Source organism: Rhodopseudomonas palustris (assembly GCF_003226555.1).
Taxonomy (GTDB): domain Bacteria; phylum Pseudomonadota; class Alphaproteobacteria; order Rhizobiales; family Xanthobacteraceae; genus Rhodopseudomonas; species Rhodopseudomonas palustris_I.
On sequence record NZ_QKQS01000033.1, the window covers coordinates 76,392 to 90,064 of the forward strand.

Annotated in this window: 19 protein-coding genes; 10 read left to right on the forward strand and 9 right to left on the reverse strand. The window is 65.3% G+C overall.

From position 1 onward, the window contains the following. Positions 1-206: 206 nt before the first annotated feature. Genes pgeF through lgt form a run of 3 tightly spaced genes read right to left on the reverse strand, consistent with a single transcriptional unit; the run spans position 207 to position 2,967 of the window. Complete coding sequence (gene pgeF / locus DNX69_RS23445) at positions 207-971, reverse strand: peptidoglycan editing factor PgeF (protein WP_110788416.1); 765 nt, start codon at positions 969-971, stop codon at positions 207-209. Then, the gene (locus tag DNX69_RS23450) at positions 968-2,107 is read right to left on the reverse strand and encodes a class I SAM-dependent methyltransferase (protein ID WP_110788417.1); all 1,140 of its coding nucleotides are present in this window, start codon (positions 2,105-2,107) and stop codon (positions 968-970) included. The genes pgeF and DNX69_RS23450 overlap by 4 nt, the downstream gene beginning before the upstream one ends. Continuing rightward, the gene (gene lgt / locus DNX69_RS23455) at positions 2,104-2,967 is read right to left on the reverse strand and encodes a prolipoprotein diacylglyceryl transferase (protein ID WP_110788418.1); all 864 of its coding nucleotides are present in this window, start codon (positions 2,965-2,967) and stop codon (positions 2,104-2,106) included. Before lgt ends, DNX69_RS23450 begins: the two co-directional genes overlap by 4 nt. Positions 2,968-3,221: 254 nt before the next feature. Between lgt and DNX69_RS23460 the strand changes: the two genes are divergently transcribed. The 4 genes from DNX69_RS23460 to ychF all read left to right on the forward strand — a co-directional run bounded on the left by DNX69_RS23460 (position 3,222) and on the right by ychF (position 6,380). After that, positions 3,222-3,500: an accessory factor UbiK family protein gene (locus DNX69_RS23460; RefSeq protein ID WP_011159891.1), complete on the forward strand. Its 279-nt coding sequence runs from the start codon at positions 3,222-3,224 to the stop codon at positions 3,498-3,500. Between the two features lie 323 nt (positions 3,501-3,823). Beyond that, positions 3,824-4,513: a 50S ribosomal protein L25/general stress protein Ctc gene (locus tag DNX69_RS23465; RefSeq protein WP_110788419.1), complete on the forward strand. Its 690-nt coding sequence runs from the start codon at positions 3,824-3,826 to the stop codon at positions 4,511-4,513. A gap of 21 nt (positions 4,514-4,534) precedes the next feature. Then, positions 4,535-5,155: an aminoacyl-tRNA hydrolase gene (pth, locus tag DNX69_RS23470; protein WP_110788420.1), complete on the forward strand. Its 621-nt coding sequence runs from the start codon at positions 4,535-4,537 to the stop codon at positions 5,153-5,155. A 127-nt stretch (positions 5,156-5,282) separates the two neighbouring features. After that, a complete protein-coding gene (gene ychF / locus DNX69_RS23475; RefSeq protein WP_110788421.1) occupies positions 5,283-6,380 on the forward strand; it encodes a redox-regulated ATPase YchF in 1,098 nt (365 codons plus the stop codon). A gap of 209 nt (positions 6,381-6,589) precedes the next feature. Here the strand turns inward: ychF and DNX69_RS23480 are convergent, their stop codons facing one another. Beyond that, on the reverse strand, positions 6,590-6,883 hold the full coding sequence (locus DNX69_RS23480) for a DUF4282 domain-containing protein (RefSeq protein ID WP_011159887.1): 294 nt from the start codon (positions 6,881-6,883) through the stop codon (positions 6,590-6,592). Positions 6,884-6,968: 85 nt separating this feature from the next. On the opposite strand from DNX69_RS23480, the gene DNX69_RS23485 reads away from it, so the two are divergent. The 3 genes from DNX69_RS23485 (at position 6,969) to DNX69_RS26395 (ending at position 8,230) form a co-directional block, all read left to right on the forward strand. Further along, positions 6,969-7,448, forward strand: coding sequence for a MaoC family dehydratase (locus DNX69_RS23485; RefSeq protein ID WP_110788422.1), 480 nt, complete (start codon positions 6,969-6,971; stop codon positions 7,446-7,448). An 8-nt stretch (positions 7,449-7,456) separates the two neighbouring features. Further along, positions 7,457-7,939, forward strand: coding sequence for a MaoC family dehydratase (locus DNX69_RS23490; protein WP_110788423.1), 483 nt, complete (start codon positions 7,457-7,459; stop codon positions 7,937-7,939). 144 nt (positions 7,940-8,083) lie between these two features. Further along, complete coding sequence (locus DNX69_RS26395) at positions 8,084-8,230, forward strand: hypothetical protein (protein WP_165825314.1); 147 nt, start codon at positions 8,084-8,086, stop codon at positions 8,228-8,230. 198 nt (positions 8,231-8,428) lie between these two features. On the opposite strand, the gene DNX69_RS23495 is transcribed toward DNX69_RS26395, so the two are convergent. Both DNX69_RS23495 and DNX69_RS23500 read right to left on the reverse strand, forming a co-directional pair. Next, complete coding sequence (locus DNX69_RS23495) at positions 8,429-8,872, reverse strand: hypothetical protein (protein ID WP_110788424.1); 444 nt, start codon at positions 8,870-8,872, stop codon at positions 8,429-8,431. A 196-nt stretch (positions 8,873-9,068) separates the two neighbouring features. After that, positions 9,069-9,500: a nuclear transport factor 2 family protein gene (locus DNX69_RS23500; protein ID WP_110788425.1), complete on the reverse strand. Its 432-nt coding sequence runs from the start codon at positions 9,498-9,500 to the stop codon at positions 9,069-9,071. 407 nt (positions 9,501-9,907) lie between these two features. Here DNX69_RS23500 and DNX69_RS23505 point away from each other — a divergent pair, with 407 nt between their 5' ends. After that, positions 9,908-10,354: a DUF1236 domain-containing protein gene (locus DNX69_RS23505; protein ID WP_110788426.1), complete on the forward strand. Its 447-nt coding sequence runs from the start codon at positions 9,908-9,910 to the stop codon at positions 10,352-10,354. 190 nt (positions 10,355-10,544) lie between these two features. On the opposite strand, the gene DNX69_RS23510 is transcribed toward DNX69_RS23505, so the two are convergent. After that, positions 10,545-10,940, reverse strand: coding sequence for a hypothetical protein (locus DNX69_RS23510; protein ID WP_110788427.1), 396 nt, complete (start codon positions 10,938-10,940; stop codon positions 10,545-10,547). Between the two features lie 212 nt (positions 10,941-11,152). On the opposite strand from DNX69_RS23510, the gene DNX69_RS23515 reads away from it, so the two are divergent. Further along, positions 11,153-12,406 carry an acetyl-CoA C-acetyltransferase gene (locus tag DNX69_RS23515; protein WP_110788428.1) on the forward strand — a complete coding sequence of 418 codons (1,254 nt, stop codon included), beginning with the start codon at positions 11,153-11,155 and terminating at the stop codon, positions 12,404-12,406. Positions 12,407-12,694: 288 nt separating this feature from the next. Further along, positions 12,695-13,021, forward strand: a complete 327-nt coding sequence (locus DNX69_RS23520; RefSeq protein WP_110788429.1) for a (2Fe-2S) ferredoxin domain-containing protein — start codon at positions 12,695-12,697, stop codon at positions 13,019-13,021. A gap of 38 nt (positions 13,022-13,059) precedes the next feature. Here the strand turns inward: DNX69_RS23520 and DNX69_RS23525 are convergent, their stop codons facing one another. Next, positions 13,060-13,347: an addiction module antidote protein gene (locus tag DNX69_RS23525; RefSeq protein WP_110788430.1), complete on the reverse strand. Its 288-nt coding sequence runs from the start codon at positions 13,345-13,347 to the stop codon at positions 13,060-13,062. After that, entirely contained in the window at positions 13,341-13,646 is a 306-nt protein-coding gene (locus tag DNX69_RS23530; protein ID WP_110788431.1) for a type II toxin-antitoxin system RelE/ParE family toxin, read from the reverse strand. Before DNX69_RS23530 ends, DNX69_RS23525 begins: the two co-directional genes overlap by 7 nt. Positions 13,647-13,673: the final 27 nt, after the last annotated feature.

Below are 13,673 nucleotides of genomic sequence, written 5' to 3' on the forward strand. Positions count from 1 at the left end.
GTCGAAGACGCGGCACAGCGGCCGCCGAACGGACGAAGCGATATCGTTAAAATGCATTAAGGTCTAGGGTGCGGCGCTCGCCCGGTTAACCTTTTGCCGCCGCCGCGCAACAATTTCTCTAAAGGTTTCAGCGAATTGTCGCTATTGGCCCGGCCCGATCCGTAAACCAACGTGGTTAATCCACGTTTACCTTTGTCCTCGTGGCCTTACTCCAGAACGATCGCGTGGACGTGGCGGCCGTAATCGGGCTCGCCACGGTGGGTGGTGCGCCGGTAGGAGAAGAACCGCTCGTCCGGATAGGTGTCGAGGCCGAGATCGTCGATCATGCCGACGCCGGCGGTTTCCAGCCGCATCCGGATGAAGCCGCCGAGGTCGAACTGCGCGTGACCCGGTCGGCCGGCTTCGGCGAAGAAGGCCGCGTAGGCCGGATCGGCTTCAGTGAAGCGAGCGACGAACTCGTCGCCGACCTCGTAGGACGGTTGCCGGATCAGCGGGCCGATCGCCGCGATCACGCGGCTGCGGTCTGCGCCGAGCCGCTCCATCGCTTGAAGCGTGGATTCCAGTACGCCAGCCAGCGCGCCTTTCCAGCCGGCATGGGCGGCGCCGATCACCCGCGCGGCCGGATCGGCAAGCAGGATCGGACCGCAATCGGCCGCAGAGGCGCCGATCGCGAGGCCCGGCGTGCGGGTGACGATGGCGTCGGCCTTCGGCCGGTTTGCCGGATCCCACGGCGTCTCGGCCACCGCGACGTCCGGCGAGTGCACCTGATGGACGGTGAGGAAACGCTCCGGCGTGACGCCGAGCGCCTCTGCCATCCGCCGCCGGTTTTCGGCGACCTTGGCGGGGTCGTCGCTCGAGCCGACGCCGGCGTTCAGCCCGGCATAGATGCCCTCGGACACGCCGCCCTCGCGGGTGAAGAACGCATGGCGCAGGCCCGGCGCGGCCCCGAGCAGCGGCGAGGTGATGATCATCCGTTGGTCCCTTGCCGGCGTTCGACGGCGCGGTCGGTGTCGTCGCTGAGTGCGACCAGCGTCTCGATCTTCGGATCGGACACGCCGATCACCTTGAACATCGAGCCCATCGCACCGCGGCCCTCGCCGGTCAGCCGCTGCAGCGCGCCGGCGATGTCTTCCGACACCTGCGCGGTCGCTTTCGCCATCAGCGACAGCGCGCGGGTTTCGATGCCGAGCCGCTTGAGGAAGGCGCCTTGCGTCACCGGACCGTGGGCGCGGGCGCCGATGCTTTCGGCGGCGCGGCCGAGCGCGTCGAAATCGACATGGGCGGTGAGGTCGGCGCGGCCGGGATGTTGCAGCGGGTCGGCGTAACTGTGGCTGGCGATCGCCTGGAAGGTGTCGCCGACGTCGCTGCGCAGATGGCCGTAGTCGATGATCAGCGCCGCGCCGCCCTGGTCGCGCACCCGGCTGGCGATCTTCAGAATCTCGGTGTCGGGCCGCCATTCGAACACCGCGCCGGGCGGCGCCAGCCGAACCAGTGGCGGCAGCAGCGCTTCGAAGCCCGGGATCGGGTCGGCGGCGACGCCGAACATCAGGTCACCTGCCTCGCCGATCTCGATCACCCGCTCGTGCCAGCCGGTCTCGCGCTTGATCGCCTGATGGATCGGCAGCACGTCGAAATACTCGTTGGCGAGAATGACGGCGGGACCTTCCGGCACGTCGTCGAAACTGTCGTGCCAATGGATGTTGCGGATGCCGGCGAGCGTGGTTTCCTGCTTCTGGCGCAGCACCGGGTTGATCTCGACCAGATGCACGCTGAGCGACTGGTACAGGATCGGCAGCACCCGCAGCGCCCGCAGCGCGTCGGCCATCATGGTGCCGCGGCCGGGGCCGATCTCGATCAGCCGCAGCGCTTGCGGTTCGTCGGCAGCCTTCCACACCGAGGCCGACCACAGCCCGAGCAGTTCGCCGAACATCTGGCTGATCTCGGGCGAGGTGGTGAAGTCGCCCTCGCGCCCCAGCGGATCGCGGGTGACGTAGTAGCCGTGCTCGGGGTGGCCGAGACACAATTCCATGTAGCGCCACACCGGCATCGGGCCGGCGGCCTTGATCAGCCGCTTGATCTCGGTGGCGAGCGCGGTCTGGTCGATCATGAGGCGGACTCGCTCGGATGGGCTGCGGCCGCAGGTTGGGCCGCTTGTCCGCGGCGCCAGGTCGTGATCATCACCCCGATGCCGACGATCACCATCGGCACCGACAGCAGCATCCCCATCGTCAGCCCGCCCCACAGGAAGCCGAGCTGCGGATCGGGTTCGCGGAAGAATTCGCCGGTAATGCGGGCGAGGCCGTAGAAGGTGAGGAACGCGCCGATGATCAGGCCCGGCCGCTTCAACGCACCGGCGCGGATCATCAGCGCCAGGATCACGAACAGCGCGATGCCTTCGAGGCCGGCTTCATAGAGCTGGCTCGGATGCCGCGGCAGCGGTCCGGCGTGGGGAAACACCATCGCCCACGGCACCGAGGCGTCGGCCGGCCGGCCCCACAATTCGCCGTTGATGAAGTTGGCGATGCGGCCGAGGAACAGCCCGATCGGGCCGACCGCGCAGGTGATGTCGCCGAGCGACAGGATCGGGACCTTGCGCTTCCAGCCGAACAGCACGACCGCCAGCACGCAGCCCATGAAGCCGCCGTGGAACGACATCCCGCCCTTCCACAATTCGAAGATCTCCGCCGGATGCCGGATGAAGAAGTCGAGATTGTAGAACAGCACGTAGCCGGTGCGGCCGCCGAGGATGATGCCGATGGTGATCCAGAGGATGAAATCGTCGAACGCTTGAAGCGAGATCGGCGACGGGCCGCCCCACAGCCGCTGGCGTTGCAGCAGCATCCGGGCATACAGCCAGCCGATGACGATGCCGGCGATATAGGCCAGCGCGTACCAGCGGATCGCGAACGGACCGATCGCGACGGCCACCGGATCGAACACGGGAAAGGCAACGGCGAAGAATGGCATTGTTCGTTTGGCTTAGCTCCAAAGCCCGCAACGGTACAGCGCCAATTGCCGCGATCTGCGCCGCCGGACCTGTCGACTGATGCTTAAATCGACCTTGCGACGTGGGTGCGAACGTCGCAAGGAGAGGCAAATCGGGGCGGGGCGGCTCGGGCCGCGGCCTCGCGGTCTTGAAGGAAGCCCGTTCCATCGCCATTGTCACCGCCAATGCCCGTGTGGCTTGCAACCGCGCACGACGCGCGACGGAGATCTCGACCATGACCCAGACCAACAATCGGCTTTTCGACGAGATCGGCCGCCTGATGAACGACGCCGCCGGCGCGGCGCAGGGCGTCAAGCGCGAGATCGACGGCGTGGTGCGCAGCCAGGCCGAGAAGATCCTGCGCGATCTCGATCTGGTGAAGCGCGAGGAGTTCGAGGCGTTCAAGGAAATGGTTCGCCTCACCCGCGAAGAGAATGAAGCCCTGAAAGCCCGGATCGCCGCGCTCGAAGCCCGCCAGGGCGGCGGCTCCGAGCCCCCGACCGCGCTGGCGTGAGGACGGCGAACAGGCGCCAGTTTGCCCTGCTCGAGTCCCTCATGGTGAGGAGGCCGCGAAGCGGCCGTCTCGAACCTGAAGGCCGATGAGGCTCAGCCTGCACCCGGGCGCATCCTTCAAGACGCCCGCCGCCGCCTTGCGGGCGGCGCGGGCTCCTCAGGATGAGGCCGTGCTCGGGAAGACTTGATTTCCTTGTCATTTGCGGCCTTTGCGGCTAGAACCCCGCCACGTCTGCGGCCCCCGCACCCCTGGAGGCTTGCCGCGGCGTGTGCAATGGGCCGCTTTGCGGCCTTTAACTTTTTACAGATCAAGGACTTAAGCAGATGACGAGCGTCTTGGAACTGAAGGCGACCGAGCGTCCGAAGAGCGGCAAGGGGGCCGCCCGGGCCGAGCGTCGCGCCGGCCGCGTGCCCGGAGTGATCTATGGTGACAACCAGCCCCCGCTGCCGATCTCGGTCGACGAGAAAGAGCTTCGCCTGCGGATTCTGGCCGGCCGGTTCCTGACCACGATTTTCGACGTCGTCCTCGACGGCCAGAAGCATCGCGTCATCCCGCGCGACTATCACCTCGATCCGGTGAAGGACTTCCCGCTGCACGTCGACTTCCTGCGGCTCGGTGCCGGTGCGACCATCCGCATCAGCGTGCCGCTGCACCTGAAGGGTCTCGAAGTCGCTCCGGGCGTGAAGCGCGGCGGCACCTTCAACATCGTCACCCACACCGTCGACCTGGAAGCGCCGGCCGACAACATCCCGCAGTTCATCGAAGCCGACGTGTCGACCCTCGACATCGGCGTGTCGCTGCATCTGTCGGACATCGCGCTGCCCAAGGGCGTCAAGTCGGTGTCGCGTGAGGACGTCACGCTGGTCACCATCGTGCCGCCGTCGGGCTACAACGACGACAAGGCTGCGGCGGGCGCCACGCCTGCGGCCGCTGCGCCGGCTGCTGCGGCGAAGGCTCCGGCCGCTGCCGCCAAGGCTCCGGCTGCTGCGGCTCCGGCGGCCAAGAAGAAGTAATCCGGCGCGGGGTCCCGCGTCATGCGGCTGTTCGTTGGGCTCGGCAATCCTGGTGCGAAGTACCAGGGCAACCGGCACAACATCGGCTTCATGGTCATCGACGAAATCGCGCGGCGTCATGGCTTTTCGCCATGGCGCCGTCGTTTTCAGGGCGAGACCGCGGACGGCGTGCTCGACGGGATGCGGATCACGCTGCTCAAGCCGACGACCTACATGAACGACTCCGGGCGCGCCGTGCAGGAAGCGGCCGGCTTCTACAAGATCGGGCAGAACGAGATCGCGGTGTTCCACGACGAGATCGAACTGCCGCCGGCGAAGGTTCGCGTGAAGGTCGGTGGCGGCATCGCCGGGCACAACGGGCTGCGGTCGATCTCGGCCCATGTCGGCAACGATTATCTTCGCGTCCGACTCGGCGTCGGCCATCCGGGCGCAAAGGAGCTGGTGCACAATCACGTGCTCGGCGACTTCGCCAAGAGCGAGCGGCCCTGGGTCGAGGCTCTGTGCGAGATCGCCGCCGACAATGCCGGCCTGATCGCCAAGGGTAAGGATTCGACCTTCGCCAACAAGGTGCATCTGGCGATGCAGGCGAAGGGATTTTACGACAACGACAAACAGGCCAAAGGCGGCGAGCGCGAGAAGTAACGTGCGTCATCGCCGGGCTCGACCCGGCGATCCATCGCTTTGCGAAGAGGATGGATGCGCGGGTCAAGCCCGCGCATGACACAGAAACGAGACGCGAGCGCGCCGGCCTCGAACAGCGGGACACACCATGGGCTTCAAATGCGGGATCGTCGGGCTGCCGAATGTCGGCAAGTCGACGCTGTTCAATGCGCTGACCGAGACTGCGGCGGCGCAGGCGGCGAACTATCCGTTCTGCACCATCGAGCCGAATGTCGGCGAAGTGGCGGTTCCGGATCCGCGGCTCGACAAGCTGGCCGAGGTCGGCAAGTCGCAGCAGATCATCCCGACCCGGCTGACCTTCGTCGACATCGCCGGTCTGGTGAAGGGCGCCTCCAAGGGTGAAGGTCTCGGCAACCAGTTCCTCGCCACCATCCGCGAGGTCGACGCGATCGCGCATGTGGTGCGCTGCTTCGAAGACGGCGACATCACCCATGTCGAGGGCCGGGTCGCTCCGCTCGCCGACATCGACACGATCGAAACCGAGCTGATGCTCGCCGATCTCGACAGTCTGGAAAAGCGCGTCGACAACCTGACCAAGAAGGCCAAGGGCGGCGACAAGGATTCCAAGGAGCAACTGGAGCTGGTCACGCGCGCGCTGACGCTGCTGCGCGACGGCAAGCCGGCGCGCTTCCTGGAGCGCAAGCCGGAGGAAGAGCGCGCGTTCCGCATGCTCGGCCTGCTCACCTCGAAGCCGGTTCTGTACGTCTGCAACGTCGAGGAAGGCTCCGCCGCCGAAGGCAATTCGTTCTCGGAGGCCGTGATGGCGCGCGCCAAGGAAGAGGGCGCGGTCGCGGTGGTGATCTCGGCCAAGATCGAATCCGAGATTGCGACGCTGTCGAAGGAAGAGCGCACCGATTTTCTCGACACGCTCGGCCTGCACGAGGCCGGTCTCGACCGGTTGATCCGCGCCGGCTACGAGCTGTTGCACCTGATCACGTATTTCACCGTCGGCCCCAAGGAAGCGCGCGCCTGGACCATCACCAAGGGCACCAAGGCGCCGCAGGCCGCAGCGGTGATTCACACCGATTTCGAGAAAGGCTTCATCCGCGCCGAAACCATCGCCTATGACGATTACATCCGTCTCGGCGGCGAAGCCGGCGCCCGCGACGGCGGCAAGCTCAGGCTGGAAGGCAAGGAATACATCGTCGCCGACGGCGACGTCATGCACTTCAGGTTTAATACCTGAGGCTTGGATAAAGCCTTTGAGTTCGTCATTCCGGGGCGCTCACGAAGTGAGCGAACCCGGAATCCATACGTCCTAGCGGTGCGGTGACGCACGGCGGCAGTTGACGATCCTCATGCAGGGCAATCAGGCAAGGGGTTATGGATTCCGGGTTCGCGCTGCGCGCGCCCCGGAATGACGAACGAGAGGGCGAGAGCGGCGCGAAGCAAGGGTCACCTGAACCCCTGCTGGTCGCGGATCGCGCCGAGGTGTTCGTTGATGCGGAACACGATCAGTACGAACTCGGCGACGATGCGCGAGAACACGATCCCGACCAGGATCGAGGCGAGGCTGGACAGCACCAGGATGAAGCCGCCGAACGGGCTCACCGCCATCGCCGCCAGCCCGGAAAACACGCCGGAAATTCCGAACAGCACCGTCAATGCGATCACCAGCCAATAGAAGGTCTTGATGATGGTCGGCGTGATGAAGCGGTCCCATTGAAACAGGTCCCGAAAATTGAACATCGGTGGTCTCCCCCAACAAACCGAATGATGGGCTTGTGATCGACCGCAATAGCGGCCACAATCAGGCCTCCCACCAGCAAATGCCATGACGACGCTGTTCTTCGAAAATTTCGCGCCCGGCCATTTCGGCCGCTATGGACCTCGCCGCGTGACGCGCGAGGAGATCATCGCTTTCGCTTCGGAATACGATCCGCAGCCGATGCATCTGGACGATCACGCCGCCAACGCTTCGATGCTCAAGGGCATGTCGGGCTCCGGCTGGCACCTGTCGTCGCTGATGATGCGGATGATGTACGACGGCTTCATCAAGGACGCCGCTTCGCTCGGATCGCCCGGCGTCGACGAGATGCGCTGGATGTCGCCGCTGCGCCCCGGCGACGATCTGATGCTCGACGTCGAAGTGATCGAAGCGAGGGTGTCGAAGAGCCGGCCCGAGACCGGGATCGTCACCTTCAAGTGCTACGTCCGCAACGGCCACGGCCAGATGCTGAGCGAGATGGTTTCGCCGATCATATTCAAGCGCCGGGACGCGGCCGCCGCGCCGGCCGCCGGCGGCAACGGATAGCGATCACCATGCGTTTTCTCGAAGACATGACGATCGGCCAACGCCACGAGATCGGCACGTTCACCTTCACGGCGGACTCGATCAAGGCGTTCGCGGCGCAGTTCGATCCGCAACCGTTCCATCTCGACGAAGAGGCCGGCAAGGCCTCGCTGTTCGGCGGATTGGCGGCCTCCGGCTGGCACATCGCCGCAGTGTGTATGAAGCTGATGGTGGCGGACGCCCAGCGCGATGCGGCCGAGGCCGCCAAGCGCGGCGAGCCGGTTGCGAGCGGCGGCCCGTCCCCGGGCTTCCGCGAGCTGCGTTGGCTCAAGCCGGTACTGGCCGGCGACACCATCACCTACTACAAGCGGGTCGAGAATCTGCGGCCCTCTGATTCGCGCCCGCAATGGGGAATCATGCAGGCGCGCAACACCGGGATCAATCAGCGCGGTGAGGAGGTGTTCTCCTTCCTGGCCACTGCGTTCGTGCCGCGACGGCCGCACGCCGAGTGAGGCACGGCGGACACAGCCGGCCGCATTTTAACCAAATGCGGGGCTTTTCCGCGAGACGGCGCCGGAACGGCGGGGATATTAGGAAGTTGTGAACCTTGCGGGCGCCACGGTCGACGAACGCAGGGCTGAGGGAAATTGAAGACAATGGCTGACCAAGCTGGACTGAAATGGGTGGGGGTTATTTTCGCCACCGTGACGCTGGCGGTGATGATCACCACCGGAATGATCGTGAAGGGCTACGCCGTGGGCTCCTATAGCCTCGAGGCGCCGGCCGCGCTGTCCGATCGCTGAGCGTTTCGCTCAGCCGGCCGGTGACTAAGCCGGCCTCGACATCTTCGATCCGAGTGGTTTTTCGAGATCGACGACAAAAAAGCAGCCACCTCGCGATGGCTGCTTTTGTCGTTTTTGAGCTGTGGTCTTCTCGAGCTGTCGTTTTCACCCATCGGTCTGGCTGCCGCCGATCCCGGCCGCAGCCGCCGCTTGGGCGAATCAGCCGTGACGCAGGGTCTCGGCGGTGCGCTTCCACTGCGAGACGTTCTCGGCGATCATCCGAGTGGACTTCATCGCCGCCTGGCTGAGCTGGGCGTAGCTGGAGATCTCGCGCTGAACGCGCTGGCCCTCGGCGTGCAGCAGGTCGCGCAGCGTCTCCAGTTCGCCGATCAGGTTCTCGATCTCGCCGAGCGAGGTGCCGGCGACGCGCTGGATCAGCGAGTTGACGTTGTTGACCGCGGCTTCGGCGCCGCCTTCGAGGCCTAGCGTCGAGGCCGGAGCAGCGGCGGCAGTGTCGGTGGTCGAGGTGGTCGCCGAGGGGCGGCGCAGATAGGCGATGTCGTTGCGGACGAAGTCGCGGATGCCCGCTTCCACCTCGGAGACGGCGGCGAGGTTCTCGTCGGCTTCGGCGGTTTCGATCTTCTCGGAAGGAATGGCGTTCATTCGGTTGGTCCCCTGTTTGAGCGTCACGCCGCGCGGGGATCGCCCGCACGTATTCTGCCGCCGCATGACTCCAGCGCAATTTGACCGCATCGCGGCCGTTCTGCGGCGCCGCCTCGGTGTTTCGGCGACAATCCTCAACGTCGGATTAACGGCGGTTCCGCGGCGCCCTGGGGTGGCGGTCTCCGGGCGTTGCGGATCAGGCGATTTTCGGCAGATGGATCGGGCGGCCGAGCGCCTGTTCGACCAGATCGAATGTGTCCAGCACCATGCGCAGATTGATCAGCCGGCCGTTCTGAAACTGCGTGAACAGCGCCATCCGCACGCTGATCGGCCGGTTGGTATCGGTCGCGGTCAGCGAATAGCGCACCATCGAGGCGGCAGAATCGAGCCCGAGCATCACCGACTCGCGGTGATAGCGATAGACTTGGACGCAATCAGCGATCTGGCGGCACACTTCGAGCACGGCTGCCTTGCCGTGGCGGGCGCCGAAGAACGGAAACATGTCGATCGGACCGTAGATCGCCCAGTCGATATTGTCGTCGATGATGGCGGCGAGGTCTTCTTGCTGGCGGTCGGTGATGGCGCGATGCAATGCGCGCGAGAACCGCCAGAGACTATGCTCTGTCATTGGCAATCCCATTCGAGATTTGATGTCGAGGCAAGCAGCGGCACCTGGGCATCGCCGAGGATGCCGTGCCCTTCGCAATTTGCTGCGCGGATGTGGTCCAGTTAGTTACAATGCGAGTTAAATGCAATCGAATTATTGTGCATTGCACAAAATTGCGCTTGGCGGACCATGGTGCCTGCGCCAGCGGCATCGGTCAGCCTAAATCCCTGGGCACACAGCTGATTTTGAGTTCTCGCCGACGGTGCTCGGCGTTTCTTGCAGGCGCGCCGGACTCACATCGTCGTGACGAGCTGGCTGATGTTTAACGAAACGTTAGCGCGTCGGGGCGCGTTGGCCCGTCAAGTCCGAGCGTCGACACCGCTCGGCTTTCGGGGGTGAAAACCGAACCGAACGAAAGGAAGGAGTCCATGAAGCAGCATCTGTCGATCATCCTGGCGAGCGCGTTGACGTTTGCGGGCGCATCCGCTGCGTTCGCGGGCAGCATGTCCCAGAACAACGCCGCGACCGGCATGGAGCGCGGTGACACGTCCAATGCGATGAAGCGCAACGACCGGATGGAGCACGCCACCACTGGCTCGACGGCGCCCCAAGGCAGGCTGACGCTGTCGGACGCGCAGAAGCAGAAACTGTGGGGCGACCTGAGCAGCAACGCGCAGCGCCAGACTCCGCCGGCCAGCTTCAGCGGCAATGTCGGCGAGGTGGTGCCGAACAACGTCAACACCAAGCCGCTGCCGTCGCAGGCGACCAACGAGGTCCCGGTGATCCGCAACTATAACTACGCGATGCTGAACGACCGCATCGTGCTGGTGAACCCGCGCACCAACAAGGTCGCTGGCGTGATCCGCCAGCAATAAGCCTCGCGGGCATAAGCTGCCGAAGCGTTCCGCGGCGCGGGCCGCTTCGATCGGCGGCCGGTCGGCGGGGCTGATCCGATTATGATCAAAAGCTCCGCGTGACGACCGGTCGCGCCGCGCGGATGCGGCGGTTCTCTCCAGCGCCGCCGCATCCCGCGAGGTGCCTCGATCGGCCGGGAAGACCGGCCGATCAGGCTTTCGATTTGGCTTTCTTCTTCGCCTTCGCCGGCTTTTTCGCCGGGGGCGTCTTTGCAGCCGTCTTCCCGGTGGCGTCTTGCGCGGCTTCCTTCACCGGCTTGTCCTTCGGCTTGGCCGCCGCGGCTGCGTCCTCGGCCGCCTTGCGCATCGCTCGGGCATAAGAGTCCGCGGCGTTGTCGGCGGCCATCTGCAGCCGCTTCGCCGCGGCCAGTCCCAGCTCATAGGCGACCGTGGCGAGCGCCTTGGCCTGTGCCTTGCCGGCCGCGTCCTTGGCCTTGGCGGCGCGCGCCTGCAGGGCGGCTCGGCGCTTCTTCACTGCGGCGGTCAGCGCCTTGGTCTGCTGTTTTGCGAGCTGCCGGATGATCGCGTCGAGATCGGCCTCGGCCATGTTGGTAGTCCCCCAGAAGTGTCGATTTGCGCGCGACTATGCAGAGCCGCACCACGCTTGGCAATTCGTCAGTTCCGCCGCGCGGCATAAGCCGACGCGAGCCGGCGATTGCATGGTGCTGCATCGCCGCTGCGGCTTGACTTCGTCGCCGTCTCGGACAATCTCGCCGCCAAGCCCCAACAAACCGCAAACAAGATCGGGAGAAGAACAAGATGGCAGACGCCTATATCATCGACGCAGTCCGCACCCCCCGCGGCATCGGCAAGGTCGGAAAGGGCGCTCTGGCCGACATGCATCCCCAGCACCTCGCCGCCACCGTGCTGAAGGCGATCGCCGAACGTAACAAGCTCAACACCGCCGACGTCGACGACATCATCTGGTCGACCTCGACCCAGCGCGGCAAGCAGGGCGGCGACCTCGGCCGCATGGCGGCGCTCGATGCCGGCTACGACATCAAGGCTTCCGGCACCACGCTCGACCGCTTCTGCGGCGGCGGCATCACCGCGGTGAACTTCGCCGCGGCGCAGATCATGAGCGGCATGGAAGACGTGGTGATCGCCGGCGGCACCGAGATGATGTCGCTGACCGCATCGATGGCCGCCGAGGATATGGCGGCCGGCAAGCCGCCGCTCGGCATGGGCTCGGGCAACGCCCGCCTCGCCAAGGTGCATCCGCAGTCGCATCAGGGCATCTGCGGCGACGCCATCGCCAGCATGGAAGGCATCAGCCGCGAGGCGCTCGACGCGCTCGGCCTGGAAAGCCAGCGCCGCGCCGCGATCGCGATCAAGGAAGGCCGCTTCGACAAGAGCATCGTTCCGGTGGTCGACGACGAGGGCAAGGTGGTACTGGGCAAGGACGAGTATCCGCGCCCCGAAACCACCGCCGAAGGCCTCGCCGCGCTGAAGCCGGCCTTCACCGCGATGGCCGACTATCCGCTCGACGACAAGGGCACCACCTATCGCAAGCTGATCAACCAGAAGTATCCGGACGTCGACATCAAGCACGTTCATCACGCCGGCAACTCCTCGGGCGTGGTCGACGGCGCCGCGGCGGTTCTGCTCACCTCGAAGGAATACGCCGAGAAGCACGGCCTCAAGCCGCGCGCCAGGATCGTGGCGATGGCCAATATCGGTGACGATCCGACGCTGATGCTGAACGCGCCGGTGCCGGCCGCCAAGAAGGTGCTGCAGAAAGCCGGTCTCACCAAGGACGATATCGACCTCTGGGAGATCAACGAAGCGTTCGCCGTGGTCGCCGAGAAGTTCATGCGCGACCTCGACCTCGACCGCTCCAAGGTCAACGTCAACGGCGGCGCGATCGCGCTGGGCCACCCGATCGGCGCCACCGGCGCGATCCTGGTCGGCACCATCCTGGACGAACTGGAGCGCCGCAACCTCAAGCGCGGCCTGGTCACCATGTGCGCCGCCGGCGGCATGGCCCCGGCGATCATCATCGAGCGGGTGTGAGGGCAGGGGACGAGGCACCGCCACGCGTAGCAGCGTCGAGCAGCCCCCGCCTCGTTGAGGAACCAGGCTAACTGAAAAGGGCGACGCCTCAGGTGTCGCCCTTTTTTGTTTCGGCCGCTCCTCACCACATCGTCATGGCCGGGCGCGACCCGGCCATCCACGTCTTGCTGAAAGTTCTCACTCCGAAGACGTGGATGCCCGCGACAAGCGCGGGCATGACGGAGAGATGCAAGGACCTCGCAGATTTCACTGCGTTCGGCCCATCCTACGATCCACGATCGTCCCTATATGACGATCATGTCCGCCAAATCTTCCCCCACCATCGCCCGCCCGAAACGCCCGCCGCCTGTGCTGATCTGCGGGAAGTGCCTGTCGCGCGTCGACGGCGGCAAGAAGCTGAAGCAGGCGTTGAAGGCGGAACTGAAGCAGGCGGCCGCGGGGCGCGGCGGCAAACGGCCCAAGCTCGTCACCACAAGCTGCCTCGGCATCTGCCCGAAGCGCGCGGCGGTCACCGCAAGCGCGGCGACGCTGGGACGCGGGGAATATGTGCTGGTGGAGGATTTGAAAAAGGCAGCAGTTGCGGTGACGGCATTGATGAAAAGCGAGAGTGCGTGACCGCTACTTGGTCGCGTGGTGCGATGGCCTGACCTCGTTCAGGCCGCCTTCGGCTGCGCCACCAGACTGATGCCGAGCGCGTGCAGCACCTTCAGCACGGTGGCGAATTCGGGTTTGGCATCGCCGCCAAGGGCGCGGTAGAGGTTCTCGCGGGAAAGGCCGGTTTCTTCGGCAACGCCGCTCATGCCCTTGGCGCGCGCAACCGCACCGATGGCTTTGGTAATGAGCGCAGGGTCTTCGGACTCGAAGGCTTCGGTCAAATAGTCCGCGATCATTTCCGGACTGTCGAGATAGTCGGCAGCGTCGAACGGCGTCGTGCTCACCATGTCGTATCCTCCAAGTCCCGCGCCAGCCTCTTGGCTGCAGCGATGTCCGCGGCCTGTGAACTCTTGTCGCCTCCGCAAAGCAGCACCACAACGGTCGCGCCGCGCTCGACGAAGTACACGCGATAGCCCGGCCCGTAGTGGATGCGAAGTTCGCTGACGCCTTCTCCGACAGGAGCGACATCACCGGGATTTCCCAACTCCAGACGATCGAGCCTCAACAAGATTCGAATACGGGCTCTTCGATCACGCAGATTGCGGAGCCAACGCTCGAACTCGTGTGTCTTTCGGATCGTCGGCATCGGGGCCGCCCTCGATTGTAGCTTAAG

Excerpts from the sequence above, each read along its gene's own strand:
- pgeF (WP_110788416.1), bottom strand. The coding sequence starts at position 971 with ATGATCATCACCTCGCCGCTGCTCGGGGCCGCGCCGGGCCTGCGCCAT.
- DNX69_RS23450 (WP_110788417.1), bottom strand. The coding sequence starts at position 2,107 with ATGATCGACCAGACCGCGCTCGCCACCGAGATCAAGCGGCTGATCAAG.
- lgt (WP_110788418.1), bottom strand. The coding sequence starts at position 2,967 with ATGCCATTCTTCGCCGTTGCCTTTCCCGTGTTCGATCCGGTGGCCGTC.
- DNX69_RS23460 (WP_011159891.1), top strand. The coding sequence starts at position 3,222 with ATGACCCAGACCAACAATCGGCTTTTCGACGAGATCGGCCGCCTGATG.
- DNX69_RS23465 (WP_110788419.1), top strand. The coding sequence starts at position 3,824 with ATGACGAGCGTCTTGGAACTGAAGGCGACCGAGCGTCCGAAGAGCGGC.
- pth (WP_110788420.1), top strand. The coding sequence starts at position 4,535 with ATGCGGCTGTTCGTTGGGCTCGGCAATCCTGGTGCGAAGTACCAGGGC.
- ychF (WP_110788421.1), top strand. The coding sequence starts at position 5,283 with ATGGGCTTCAAATGCGGGATCGTCGGGCTGCCGAATGTCGGCAAGTCG.
- DNX69_RS23480 (WP_011159887.1), bottom strand. The coding sequence starts at position 6,883 with ATGTTCAATTTTCGGGACCTGTTTCAATGGGACCGCTTCATCACGCCG.
- DNX69_RS23485 (WP_110788422.1), top strand. The coding sequence starts at position 6,969 with ATGACGACGCTGTTCTTCGAAAATTTCGCGCCCGGCCATTTCGGCCGC.
- DNX69_RS23490 (WP_110788423.1), top strand. The coding sequence starts at position 7,457 with ATGCGTTTTCTCGAAGACATGACGATCGGCCAACGCCACGAGATCGGC.
- DNX69_RS26395 (WP_165825314.1), top strand. The coding sequence starts at position 8,084 with ATGGCTGACCAAGCTGGACTGAAATGGGTGGGGGTTATTTTCGCCACC.
- DNX69_RS23495 (WP_110788424.1), bottom strand. The coding sequence starts at position 8,872 with ATGAACGCCATTCCTTCCGAGAAGATCGAAACCGCCGAAGCCGACGAG.
- DNX69_RS23500 (WP_110788425.1), bottom strand. The coding sequence starts at position 9,500 with ATGACAGAGCATAGTCTCTGGCGGTTCTCGCGCGCATTGCATCGCGCC.
- DNX69_RS23505 (WP_110788426.1), top strand. The coding sequence starts at position 9,908 with ATGAAGCAGCATCTGTCGATCATCCTGGCGAGCGCGTTGACGTTTGCG.
- DNX69_RS23510 (WP_110788427.1), bottom strand. The coding sequence starts at position 10,940 with ATGGCCGAGGCCGATCTCGACGCGATCATCCGGCAGCTCGCAAAACAG.
- DNX69_RS23515 (WP_110788428.1), top strand. The coding sequence starts at position 11,153 with ATGGCAGACGCCTATATCATCGACGCAGTCCGCACCCCCCGCGGCATC.
- DNX69_RS23520 (WP_110788429.1), top strand. The coding sequence starts at position 12,695 with ATGACGATCATGTCCGCCAAATCTTCCCCCACCATCGCCCGCCCGAAA.
- DNX69_RS23525 (WP_110788430.1), bottom strand. The coding sequence starts at position 13,347 with ATGGTGAGCACGACGCCGTTCGACGCTGCCGACTATCTCGACAGTCCG.
- DNX69_RS23530 (WP_110788431.1), bottom strand. The coding sequence starts at position 13,646 with ATGCCGACGATCCGAAAGACACACGAGTTCGAGCGTTGGCTCCGCAAT.